This window comes from Agromyces protaetiae (assembly GCF_030866785.1).
In the GTDB taxonomy this organism is placed as follows: Bacteria; Actinomycetota; Actinomycetes; order Actinomycetales; family Microbacteriaceae; genus Agromyces; species Agromyces silvae.
This window is the reverse complement of sequence record NZ_CP133018.1, coordinates 3,295,898-3,307,732: the sequence shown is the minus strand read 5'-3', so window position 1 is coordinate 3,307,732 and position 11,835 is coordinate 3,295,898. Positions and strand designations below refer to the sequence as shown.

Annotated in this window: 10 protein-coding genes and 1 riboswitch; of the genes, 5 read left to right on the top strand and 5 right to left on the bottom strand. The window is 71.1% G+C overall.

All coding sequences use genetic code 11. From position 1 onward, the window contains the following. Nucleotides 1-116 precede the first annotated feature (116 nt). Complete coding sequence (locus tag QU602_RS15195; RefSeq protein ID WP_308797295.1) at nt 117-515, top strand: YciI family protein; 399 nt, start codon at nt 117-119, stop codon at nt 513-515. Next, nucleotides 476-2,089 carry an RNA polymerase sigma factor gene (locus tag QU602_RS15190; RefSeq protein WP_308797294.1) on the top strand — a complete coding sequence of 538 codons (1,614 nt, stop codon included), beginning with the start codon at nt 476-478 and terminating at the stop codon, nt 2,087-2,089. Before QU602_RS15195 ends, QU602_RS15190 begins: the two co-directional genes overlap by 40 nt. 63 nt (nt 2,090-2,152) lie before the next feature. Here the strand turns inward: QU602_RS15190 and cspE are convergent, their stop codons facing one another. Then, nucleotides 2,153-2,356: a transcription antiterminator/RNA stability regulator CspE gene (gene cspE / locus QU602_RS15185; protein WP_308797293.1), complete on the bottom strand. Its 204-nt coding sequence runs from the start codon at nt 2,354-2,356 to the stop codon at nt 2,153-2,155. Between the two features lie 370 nt (nt 2,357-2,726). Between cspE and QU602_RS15180 the strand changes: the two genes are divergently transcribed. Beyond that, a complete protein-coding gene (locus QU602_RS15180; RefSeq protein WP_308797292.1) occupies nt 2,727-3,128 on the top strand; it encodes a DUF7715 family protein in 402 nt (133 codons plus the stop codon). 28 nt (nt 3,129-3,156) lie between these two features. Here the strand turns inward: QU602_RS15180 and thiM are convergent, their stop codons facing one another. From thiM to QU602_RS15165, 3 genes are all read right to left on the bottom strand, one after another. After that, a complete protein-coding gene (gene thiM / locus QU602_RS15175; RefSeq protein ID WP_373692835.1) occupies nt 3,157-4,047 on the bottom strand; it encodes a hydroxyethylthiazole kinase in 891 nt (296 codons plus the stop codon). Next, a riboswitch (TPP riboswitch) is annotated at nt 4,030-4,127 on the bottom strand. (Overlaps the previous gene by 18 nt.) A gap of 144 nt (nt 4,128-4,271) precedes the next feature. Beyond that, nucleotides 4,272-5,492, bottom strand: coding sequence for a glutaminase A (gene glsA, locus QU602_RS15170; protein ID WP_308797290.1), 1,221 nt, complete (start codon nt 5,490-5,492; stop codon nt 4,272-4,274). Nucleotides 5,493-5,524: 32 nt separating this feature from the next. After that, nucleotides 5,525-5,953 carry a (deoxy)nucleoside triphosphate pyrophosphohydrolase gene (locus tag QU602_RS15165; protein ID WP_308797289.1) on the bottom strand — a complete coding sequence of 143 codons (429 nt, stop codon included), beginning with the start codon at nt 5,951-5,953 and terminating at the stop codon, nt 5,525-5,527. Between the two features lie 351 nt (nt 5,954-6,304). On the opposite strand from QU602_RS15165, the gene QU602_RS15160 reads away from it, so the two are divergent. Continuing rightward, on the top strand, nt 6,305-9,697 hold the full coding sequence (locus QU602_RS15160; RefSeq protein ID WP_308797288.1) for a putative Ig domain-containing protein: 3,393 nt from the start codon (nt 6,305-6,307) through the stop codon (nt 9,695-9,697). A 129-nt stretch (nt 9,698-9,826) separates the two neighbouring features. On the opposite strand, the gene QU602_RS15155 is transcribed toward QU602_RS15160, so the two are convergent. After that, nucleotides 9,827-10,384, bottom strand: a complete 558-nt coding sequence (locus QU602_RS15155) for a small multidrug efflux protein (RefSeq protein ID WP_308797287.1) — start codon at nt 10,382-10,384, stop codon at nt 9,827-9,829. 207 nt (nt 10,385-10,591) lie between these two features. On the opposite strand from QU602_RS15155, the gene QU602_RS15150 reads away from it, so the two are divergent. Further along, nucleotides 10,592-11,812, top strand: coding sequence for a sensor histidine kinase (locus tag QU602_RS15150; protein ID WP_308797286.1), 1,221 nt, complete (start codon nt 10,592-10,594; stop codon nt 11,810-11,812). Nucleotides 11,813-11,835: the final 23 nt, after the last annotated feature.

The following is an 11,835-nucleotide window of genomic DNA, read 5'->3' as shown; positions in this document are numbered from 1 at the left end:
CGGAACATTCGGCGCAGGGTGTCGATCGGCGGCCGTCTCGATCGTCATCACCGTGAAGGGCCGGAACGGCCGGCCCGGGCGCTCACTACGCTGGGCGCTGAACGGGAGGAACGATCATGCGATACACCCTGTTGCTGCACTACCCGGAGATGTCGCCCGACGAGCTCGGCGAGGCGGGCATGGCCGAGGGGCAGCGCGAGTTCGCCAGTTACGCCGCAACGCTGCACGCCGCGGGGGTGCTGATCTCGGCCGAGGTGCTGCAACCCTCCGACGTCACGACCACCGTCCGCGTCGCCGACGGCGACCTGCAGGTGCAGGACGGGCCGTTCGCCGACACCAAGGAACAACTCGGCGGGATGTTCGTCATCGACGTACCTGACCTCGACACGGCGATCGAGTACGCGCGCCAGGCGCCGTCGGTGTCGTGGGGCGCGGTCGAGGTGCGGCCGAGCGCGACGCATACCGTCGACGGCGTGTGGACCACGTTCGAGACGCCCGCACCGCACGCCGGGTGACACGCGACAAGCGCGTGGGCGACGCCGCCCGCGCGAGCGACGAACACTGCGCGAGCGACGAGCACCGGTCCAGGGACGAGCACCGGGCGAGGGACGCGCACCGGGCGAGCGACGAGCGCCGGGCCAGGGACGAGCACCGGGCGCGCGACGAGCACCGCGCGAGCGACGAGCACCGGGCGAGCGACGAGCACCGCGCGAGCGACGCGCACCGGGCGAGCGACGAGCACTGCGCGAGCGACGCGCATTCCGGCGACGCGGTCCGCGACGGCGAACCGGCGCGTCCAGCCGACGCAGCTCGCGCTGACGACGCGAGTGCGCACGCCACGCGAGTCGCCGTCGAGCGGGTCGCGCGCGAGGCGTACGGCCGGCTCGTCGCGGTGCTCGCCGCGCCCACGGGCGACCTCGCGCTCGCCGAGGACGCACTCGCGGGCGCGTTCGAGGCGGCCCTCACGACCTGGCCGGCCCAGGGCGTGCCGCAGAACCCCGAAGGGTGGTTGGTGACCGTGGCCCGCAACCGGCAGCGCGACGTGTGGAAGTCGGCCGCGCACCGCGCGACGGTGCCGGTCGACGACGGGCACGACGCTCCGGATGTCTCGGGCGGCGGTGTGTTCCGAACCGGCGCCGGCCCGGGGCATCCGCTCGCCGTCGACCCGTTCGCCGAGCTGGACCCGGATCGCATCCCCGACCGCCGGTTCGAGCTGCTCGCCGTCTGCGCGCACCCGGCCATCGACCCGGCCGCTCGTGCGCCGCTCATGCTGCAGACCGTGCTCGGGTTCGAGGCGGCGCAGATCGCGACCGCGTTCGCGGTGCCGCAGGCGGCCATGGCGCAGCGGCTCGTGCGCGCGAAGCGGAGGATCAAGCTCGCGCGCATCCCGTTCGAGCTTCCCGATCGTGCCGCGCTCGCCGAGCGAACGTCGGCGCTGCTCGAGGCGGTCTACGGGTGCGCCGCGATCGCCTGGCGCGGTGACGCGGGCTCGCTGGCGGGCGAGGCGCAGTACCTCGCGGTCGTGCTCGCGACCCTGCTCGGCGACGAACGCGAGGCGTGGGGCCTGGCTGCGCTGGTCACGCTCTCGCTCGCGCGGCGTCAGGGTGCGCGGCGCGGCGAGTTCGTGCCGCTCGACGAACAGGACCCGGCCGACTGGGATGCGGCGTTGATCGACGAGGGCGAGGCGTACCTGCGTCGGGCCTCGGCTGGCGGCGGCGCGCCCGGTCGGTTTCAGCTCGAGGCGGCGATCCAGGCGGTGCACATCGACCGGAGGCGCACCGGCCGGACCGATTGGGTTGCGCTCCGCGCCCTCTCGACCGCGCTCGTGGCGGTGGCGCCGAGCCTGGGGGCGCGCGTCGCGCTCGCCGCGGTCGTCGGGCGCACGGACGGCGCGGATGCCGGGCTCGCGGCACTGCCCGAGGCATCCGTGGGGGAGACGTTCCAGCCGTGGTGGGCGACCCGCGCCGACCTGCTGTCGCGCGCGGGTCGCGACGCGGAGGCGCGGGATGCGTACGCGCGGGCGGCGGCGATGACGGATGTCCCGGAGGTGCGTGCGTACCTCGCGCAACGCGCGGCGTCGATCGGGTGACCGCAAAGACGAGAGCGGGCCCGCCACGACGAATCGTGGCGGGCCCGCTGTTCGTGCTGCTCTTTAGAGGGCGCGGATGTTCGCAGCCTGCGGGCCCTTCTGGCCCTGCTCGGTGTCGAACTCAACCTTCTGGCCCTCTTCGAGGTTGCGGTAGCCCGCACCGGAGATCGCGCTGAAGTGCGCGAAGACGTCGGCGGAGCCGTCGTCGGGAGCAATGAAGCCGAAGCCCTTTTCAGAGTTGAACCATTTGACGGTGCCAGTGGCCATGTCGTCATTTTCCTTTTCGTTGAGGACCACGGCCGTGGCCCGGGGGTACCACGCCGACGGCGTCGGCGTGGAGCTTCGAGGGGGGAAGGGGGAGGAGGAGGCGGCAGCGCCGCAGCGCACGATGTTGCGGACGGGCGAGGGCCGTCCGGAAGGGGTGCGTGGTGAGACCAGAAATAACACTTCGTTTCGCTGCGTGGCATCAGGGCCACGGCCAGGGCATTTGGCCCAGTGTACGACAAAGCTATGTCACGGGGATGTTACGAGTCGAAACGCCTGCGTAAACGCTCCGCCGCGGCCGCGGCCGCGAGCCGCGGGATGTCGGCGGTGCTGCCTATCCTGCTCCTGCTCGTGCCGAGTACGGAGATGGAACATGCGACTACTGACCGTGACGGCACGCACGCAGGGCGAGCGCGCCGACGATTTCTGCTTCGGGGTGAACGGCGAGCTGGCCTGGATCCCGAGCCCGTGCGCCGAGTCGATGCTGCGACCAGGCGCGACGGCGTGCGAGTGTTACCGGGCCTTCGCCGGGGTGACTTCAGGGGCGCCGTCGTCGACGGCCTTGGTGACCGAATCCGATCTGTCGCGCCGCGAGATCGTGGAGGCGATGCGTGCGGGGGCGGCGGTGAACGGCTGGCCGCCGACCTGCGCGGCGCATCTGGCCGAAGAGATGCTGGCGGTCGCCGGGCGGTGGCCGACCGGCACGGTGCTCGAGCGGAGCTTCTTCGAGTTCCGTGCACGGTCGGCCCCGAAGGCGGGGTCGTCGGCGAATTGACCGGGGGTGCTTGCGTAGGCGGAACGTCTCAGACGGTGGCGAGGCTCGTGACGGTGAGGCGGGCGCGTTCTCCGAGCCGGGCGGGGGTCATGGCGGCGAGGGCGTCGAGGAACTGCGTGGCGAACGTGCCGGGTCCGTTGGAGCGCGCGGCCGCGAGCTCCGCGGCGATGGTGTACACGAGTGTGGCGGCGACGGTCGCGTCGAACGCGGTGTCGTCGGGGGTGACGTCGTCGGGGTGGCCGGTGCCGGCGGCGCGGGTGTCGTGCGCGGGCGCGGTCGCGAGGAAGGCCGCCATGATCGCGCCGAGCGCGCAGCCGCCGCCGGTGATGCGGGTGAGCAGGGCGTCGCCGTTCGAGATCCGGGCGGTGCGGGTGCCGTCGGTGATGAGGTCGACAGGCCCTGAGACGGCGACGACCGAGCCGTAGGTGCGCGCGAGGTGTTCGGCGGCGTCGGTCGCGGCATCCGTGCTGTCCGCCGCGTCGACGCCGCGGCCGCCGGCTCCCTCGCCCGCGAGCGCGAGGATCTCGGAGGCGTTGCCGCGCACGACGGTGGGGCGGTGTGCGACGAGTTCGCGCGCGAGCGCGGTGCGGATCGGCAGTGCGCCGATCGCGACCGGGTCGAGCACCCAGGGCGTGCCCGCTTCGGATGCCCCGGCGACCGCTTCGCGCGCGGCGTCGCGTTGTTCGGGCGTGGGCGTGCCGAGGTTCACCAACAGGCCGCCCGCGACGCGGGCGAACGGGCCGGCTTCGCCGACGATGTCGACCATCGCGGGTGCGGCGCCGATCGCGAGCAGCGCATTCGCGGTGAAGTTCGTGACGACGCTGTTGGTGATGCAGTGCGTGAGCGGTGACGTCTCTCTGAGCCGCTCGAGCTGCTGCTGGGCATGGTTGACGGACAGACGATCGCGCATGGGCGACATCCCTTCGCTAGTACGAACTAGATCAGGTTCGACGGGTGTGATCTCAGCCGCGCGCGTGCGCAGCACCCCGTGTCACTGCCGCCGAGTGTATGCCCTGGGCGGGTCGCTTCGCGAACCTGCCGTCAGTCGGCGGTCCCCAGCCACCCGCATCACAATTCGATCGCAGCGAACCATCCGCCGTCATTTTGGCCACACTAATACATGGGGCCGGGCGAATGCGCGCACTACGCCTCGTCGAGCACTCCGTCGGGGTCGACGACGATGGCGCGTGGCTGCCCCGAGCTCGTCTCGCCGACGAGCTGCGGCACCGCGCGGAACAGCTCTTTCACGGCCAGCCCGACGCGTGTCACGTTGGAGAAGTCGAGCACGAGGCATCCGTCGTCGTTCATCAGCGGGGTGAGGCGCGTGAAGATCTCTTCCGCGGCGGCGAAGTAGATCTCGCCGCGGAGTTCGGCGACCGTGCGCCCCTCCTCGCTCCTGAGGGAGCCGACGGGTGAGTGCGGTTCGCCGCGATGCGAGAGCATGTGCAGCCCGTACCGCTTCGAGAGTGCTTCGAGCATGGCGACGCCGCGCACGCTGTTGCCGCGTTCGTCGAGGCGGGGGCTGAACGTGCCGATGCCGAACTGCCCGGGTTGCACCGCGACGATGCCGCCGCCGACGCCCGATTTCGCGGGCAGGCCGACGTTCACCATCCAGGTGCCCGAGTCGTCGTACATGCCGCAGCTGGTCATCACCGCGGTGGTCCAGCGGGCGGCGTCTTCGCTGATCACGCGTTCGCGGGTGGTCGGGTTCACGCCTCCGGTCGCGAGCGTCGCGGCCATGATCGCGAGATCGCGTGCGGTGACCGCGACCGAGCACTGCCGGAAGTACGCGGCCGTCGCCACGTCGACGGATGCCGCGAGCGACCCGGTCGAGAGCGCGAGGTAGGCGAGTGCGCGGTTGCGATCGCCGGTGGATGTCTCGGAGTCGAACACGTCCTCGTCGACGATGAGGTCGCGCCCGGCGAAGCGTTCGAGCCCGTCTTTGATGACGGCGAACTTCTCGTCGGCGGTCGCACCGGCGATCAGCGACGACGTGACCATCGCACCCGCGTTGATCATCGGGTTCAGCGGTCGACCTGTCTCGGCGTCGAGACTGATCGCGTTGAACGGCTCGCCGCTCGGTTCGAGGCCGACGTGCTTCGTGACCTCGTCGAGGCCGTGCTCGTCGAGCGCGAGCGCGAGCACGAACGGTTTCGACACCGACTGGATCGTGAACGCGATGTCGCTGTCGCCCGCGTCGTGCACATCGCCGCGACTGGAGACGAGCGAGATGCCGAGGGACTCGGCGTCGACCTTCGCGAGCTCGGGGATGTAGTCGGCGACCGCGCCCGAGGTCAGCGGGCGGGCCGTGTCGAGCACGGATTCGAGCGTGGTCAGGACGGGATGCGTCATGTCGACCGGCATGGGGGCAGTCTAGGTGTTCTGGACGTCGCGGGTCAGGAGCCGCGGGATGGCTCGGGGGTGTTCGTCGCCGGCGTGCCGGCGAGGAGGCGCACGGCCGGGAGGTCTGGTGCGGCCCAGTCGAGCGTCAGCAGTTCCGGCGGTGTCGCCCACCGCATGGCGTCGTGGTCGGTGCTGGCGGTGGGGCGGTTCGTCGTGAGGGTGGCGCGGAGGCAGGTGAGACGGATGACTCGGCCGCCGACGTCCGTGTCGTCGGTGCTGAGCTCGTCGTGGACCTCGATGCCGACGCTGAGCTCCTCGGCGATCTCACGGACCAGCGCGTCCGCCGCCGTCTCGCCCTCCTCGACTTTGCCGCCGGGGAACTCCCACTTGCCGGCGTCCGCCTTGCCGGCTCGCCGCCGGCACGCGAGGATGCGACCCTCATGCTCGATCACCGCAGCGACGACGTGCAGCGGGTGGGGCATGGGGCTCCTTGGGGGCATACGGTTCTCGGTCGAGCCAGGGTCGGGCTGTACGTTCGAACGTACTCCTGCCGAAGTACGGGAGAACGTACGCCGCGCGATGTGGACACCGTATGTGGAGGTCTCACGCGAATTCGGGCTCGATTCGTCGCCCGGACGGGGCCGGGCGCTTCTTGGAAACGTGCAAACCTCTGATCGCCCTCGCGGACCAGGTGATCGATCGCGCACTTCCGCCCGAGACATCCGCCCGGGCTGCCACCACCCCACCCTTACCAACCGGACGCATTTCTCCCATATCCTTACCCTGAGCCGCACCCCCTACACGCGGCCCCGACGCAAGGACGCCCTGCCCGCATGCACCCCTCCGCGCCCGCACCCCTCCGCCGTCTGAACCGCCCGATCGCCGCGCTCGTCGCGCTGCTGCTCGCGGTGACCGCTCTCGTGCTCACCCCGATCGCACCGGCGCACGCCGAGCCTGAGGCGCTCAGCTCGATCGACTACGTGATCGGTCAGGATGGGGGCCGCGTCGTCGTCGTCGATCGCGCCGACGTGCGGGCATACGGCATCGACCCCTCCACTCGGCTCCCGGCGGGCCTCCAGGTCGAGAGCCCATCTCCGGATTTCGCGCTCGTCGGCACGCCGACCGAGGCGGGCCTGTTCACGCTCGTGTTCCTCGCCGAGTCGAGCCCCCCGATGCCCGTTTGGCGCACGTACACCGTCGACGTGCGCGTGCACGACACGCCGGTCTGGCAGACCGCGTCCGTGCCGGCTGCCACCTCCGGGCTTTCGTACGACGTGGACCTCGGGGTCTCCCCGTTCGCCGACACGTTCTCAGTCGTCGCGGGCGCGACCCCGGCAGGAATCTCGCTGTCCTCAGCAGGCAAGCTCAGTGGAACGCTGTCGGTCAGCGGCTCGTTCACGTTCACGGTGCGCGCCACCAACCTGGCCGGCAGCGCCGACCGCGTGTTCACGCTCCACATCGCCCCGCCGACCCCGGCGCCCGTGTGGCAGACCACGAGCCTCGGCGAGGTGCGGTCGGGTCAGCCGTTCAGCCTCGGCCTGCGTGCCTCTGACGCCATGGCCTATTACGTGGCGGGGGGCGAGCTGCCACCGGGATTGACGCTGAGCGGCAACGTGATTTCGGGCACGCCTGAGATCCGGAGTGACAACGGCTCGTACCGGTACGAGTTCACGATGGGCGCGAACGGCGACGGCGGCGCCACCAACCACACGTTCAGCGGCACGGTCTTTCCGCCCATCCCGCGGTGGATCACCGAACGGGTGCCCGCGGCGACGATCGGCGTGCCGTACGAGTTCCAGCTCGAGGCGCGTTACCAGAACGGATTCATCGCCCAGGCCTCGCTGCCGACCGGCCTGGCACTCCATCGCGACGGCCGGATCGCTGGTACACCGACCGAGACCGGCACGTTCCTGACGCGGATCATTGTCGCCAACGGCGGCGCCGGCACCTACCGCGACTTCAACTTCGTCGTGCACCCGGCCGCGCCGGTCTGGCAGACCACCTCGCTCGAGGCGCTACAGGTCGGCACGGCGTCCAGCACGACCCTGCAGGCATCGGATGCCACGGGCTACCGCGTGACCGCGGGCGCGCTGCCGGCCGGCGTCACCCTCGAGGGCGACACCGTCACCGGCACGCCGACCGAGTACGGCCCCTACGACGTCGAGATCACGGCGAGCCACGCCGGCGCCGAGACGGCCCAGCGGTTCACGGGCCGGGTCGCTGCGGGTGCGGTGGAGTGGGTCACGCGGCAGATCGGCCCGTTCACCGTCGGTCATCCGGTGGATCTGCAATTCGAGGCCACCAACGCTGAGCGATTCATCGCGGCAGGGGTGCTCCCGTTCGGCCTCACGCTCGATCCGGACGGTCGTCTCCACGGCACGCTCATCGGCGCATCGGGTTCCATCATGGTGCAGGCGCAGAACGCCGATGGCTTCGGGCCGTATCGGACCTTCTCGTTCGACGCGCGTTTTGAGCCCGCCTGGCGCACCACTTCGCTCGGCGAGCCACGCGTCGGCGAGGCCTACGAGCTCGAGCTCAGCGCGTCAGCCACGACGGGCTTCAGGATCACCGAGGGCGAGCTGCCGGCCGGCCTCACCTTCGACGACCGCGTCATCGCCGGCACCCCGACCGCGCACGGTCCCTATGACGTCACGATCGGCGCGACGAACGGCCTCATCTGGGTCGAGCAGCGCTTCACGGGCACGGTCGCCGACGGTTCGGTCGAGTGGGTCACCGAGTTCTTCGGTCTGCTCGAGGTCGGCCTGGTCATCGACGACGCGTTCGACGCGGACTACGCGGTACGCTTCACGCTGGAGTCGGGCGCGCTGCCGACTGGGCTCACCCTCGACGAGGACGGCCGCGTGCACGGCACGGTGACCGAGGCCGGTCGCTTCGAGTCGAGCATCCGCGCGGCGAACGCCGACGGCGAGGGCAGCACCCGCACGTTCACGATCGACGTGCGCGACGTGCCGGTCTGGACGGGCGAGAGCTCCTTCCTCATGACCGCGGGCAATGGACTGCTGATCCCGGAGACGGTCGAGCACGGCGAGGTCCGCGGCGTGGCGGCCGCGGACGACGACATCCTCGAGGCGAACCTCGCGGCGGGCGGGGGCATCGAGTTCGTCGCCCTCGACGCGGGCACGACCACGGTCACCGTGACCATGTGGAACGGCGTCGCCGAGCACACGCAGGAGCTCACGGTCGAGGTGCGCGACGAGCCGGAGTGGCAGACCACCGAGTTCGGCGGGCTCCGCGAGGGCCTGCCGTTCTCGATCCGGCTGGACGCGACGGATGCCACGGGCTTCACGGTGACCGACGGCGAGCTGCCGGCCGGGCTCATCCTCGACGACGGGGTCGTCGTCGGCACGCCTTCGGCGTTCGGTGCGTACGACGTGACGATCTCGGCGACGAACGGCGACGTGCAGGTCGAGCAGCGGTTCACGGGCGAGGTCTCGGCCGCGTTCGTGGCGTGGGTCACCGAGTCCTTCCCGACGGTGAACCGCAACGTCGCCGCCGAGCTGCCGCTCGAGGCGGCGAACGCGGTGAGCTTCGAGCTCACGGGCGGCGCCCTGCCCGCCGGCATCGACCTGGCACAGACCGACACCGGCTGGGCGCTGGCCGGCACCCCGACCGAGGCCGGCGAGTTCGCGTTCGAGCTCACCGCGCGTAACGCGACGGGTGACGTCGCACCGCGCGCGTTCGACTTGGTCGTCGCGCAGCCCGAGCTGACGCTCACCTTCCCGGGCGAGCCCGGTGACGAGGCATCCGGCATCGAGATCGGGGCGGATGCCTCGGGCCTCGCGCCGTCCTCAGGCTGGTCGGTCGTGCTGTACTCGGAGCCGACCGAGATCGCGGCGGGCGAGGCATCCGCCGAGGGAGCCGTCGCCGCTTCGGCGACACTCGCGACCGTGCCGTTCGGCGCGCACGAGCTGCGCTTCTCCGCGACCGGTGCCGACGGCGTCGACGTGTCGACGTCGGTCTGGTTCTCGGTGGGCGAAGACGGCCGCATCGTCGAGGTCTCCACGACCGGCCCGGTGGCCGATCCGCCGCGCACGCCCACACCGTCGCCCGCACCCGCGGCACCCGCGGCGCCCGCGGCGCAGGACGGCGGCACGATCGCACACACCGGCGTCGAGGCATCCGTCTGGCTCGTGGCAGCCCTCGCGCTCGTGCTGGCCGGTCTCGCCGGCCTCGCGCTCGCCGTCCGCCGCCGCACCGCCCGCTGACGTCAGCAGACGCGACAACGCCCGGCCGATCCCGGCCGGGCGTCGTCGTGTCTGGTCGTGCAGTGTCTGGTCGTGCAGTGTCTGGTCGTACAGTGTTTGGTCCTACAGTGTTTGGTCCTACAGCGTCGCTCAGCGCACCGCGTAGAGCACGCCGCTGATGAGGATCGCGAACGCGGTCGTCCAGAGGAAGATCGCGACGCCCTGCCAGATCAGGATGCGGGCCTTGCCGACCCCGGCCGCGGCGAGCATGGTCGCGGTGAACTGCGTGGGCAGCAGCAGCGGTCCGAGCAGGCTCACGCCGGGCACGCCGTACTTCACGAGTGCCTTCTGGAACTTCTGCTTCCTGGGCGACTCGGGGATGTCGGTGAGGTCCATGTCGCCGGCGTCCGAGGTCGGGCTCTGTCCGGCGGCGGCCGCAGACACGCGCGCCTGCACGCGCTCGTGGTGTCGCGTGACGACGGCCTGGCGTGCGCCCGCGCTGATCAGCACCAGCACGGCGACGCACGCGAAGTTACCGATCATGGCCGCGATCGCGGCGACCACGGGGTGGATCCCGCCGAGGATGCCGATCGAGACGGCCCCTTCGCCCTCGATGAAGGGGATGGCGCCGGCACCGGCGACGATGAGGGGCTGCACGAGTTCGGGCACCTGCGCGACGAGGTCCTGGAAGGTTTCGATGAGGCTCATGGTGTGCTCCTGACGTTGTGGTGCGGGTCCGATCGGCGACCGGTGGGTCGCAATCGGTGAGGTGCCGAGTCCGCCGGTGGGTCGTCCTCGGTGATGTGTCGAGTCCACCGGATCCGCGGCCGCCGCGGCAGTGTCGCGGCGTCACCTCTTTGTGACGTGAATCGCATCTCGCGCCGTGACATTTGTCACTGCCCTACGCTCGGAAGCATGCCTGCCGAGCACGCCCGCAGTGTGCAGACCACCTGGTACTACACGCTCACCTCGATCGTGTTCTTCGTGGGCTTCTTCGAGGCGGTCGTCGCGTTGACCTTGCTCGAGGACGTCCTCGCGACGCGCGACCCGTTCACGATGGTGCTGATCGTCGCGGTGGTGGTCTCGGCGGCGGTGCAGATCCGGTACTGCTGGTTCCTGCGGGCGGGGCGTGCGGGTGGGCTGCCCGCCGCGGGCTGGACGGCGGCGCTCGTCGGGTCGGCCGGCGTCGTATGGGTGCTTGGCCTGTTCGTGCCCGGTGTCGAGTTCGCGACGGCGGTGCCGCTCTGGGCGGCTGCGTCGCTCATCGCGTGCCTCGTGCCGCGGATGTGGCGCTGGGTCGTGCTCGGCGTGGGGGCGGCGCTCTTCGCCGCGCACGTCGTGCTCCCGATGGTCGTGCTCGACCGGTCGCTCGACGAGATGCCGCGCGGCGGCGCGATCATGTTTCTGATCTACTCCACGTTGCTGCCGTTCATGCTCATCTCGAGCCTGTGGTGGTGGGAGATCGTCGTGCGCCTCGAACGCCACCGCCGTACGGCCGGCGAGCTCGCGGTCACGCAGGAGCGGTTGCGCTTCGCGTCGGACCTGCACGACATCCAGGGGCATCATCTGCAGGTGATCTCGCTGAAGTCGGAGCTCGCGGAGCGCCTGCTCGAGGTCGATCCGGCGGCGGCTCGCGAGCACATCCACGAGACGCGGCTCATTGCGAAGCAGGCGCTCGAGGAGACGCGTTCGCTGGTCGCCGGCTACCGCCAGGTTGCGCTCGACGACGAGCTCGAGAACGCGCGCGAGGTGCTCACCGCTGCGGGGGCGTCGTGCGCGTTGCGCGTGGGCGTGGTGCCGGCGGACGCCGCGGTGCGCGCGGCGCTCGCGTCGGTGGTGCGCGAGGCGACGACGAACATCCTGCGGCACAGCGAGGCCACGCGCGTGACGATCACGCTGCGCGTGGTCGACGATGCCAGCGTGTTGTCGATCGAGAACGACGGTGTCGCTGCGTCGACGGTCGCCCCGGCCGCGCGTGCGGCGGGCAGCGGCCTCGCGGGCCTTCGCGAGCGGCTCGCGGACGTGGGAGGGCGGCTCGAGACCTCGACGGATGCCTCGGCCGGCATCTTCGAGCTCACGGCGACGGTGCCGGTCGAGGAGAGCGTGAGAGTGAGCGCAGGGCAGGTGAACGCATGAGCTGGACATCTGCGGATGCCTCG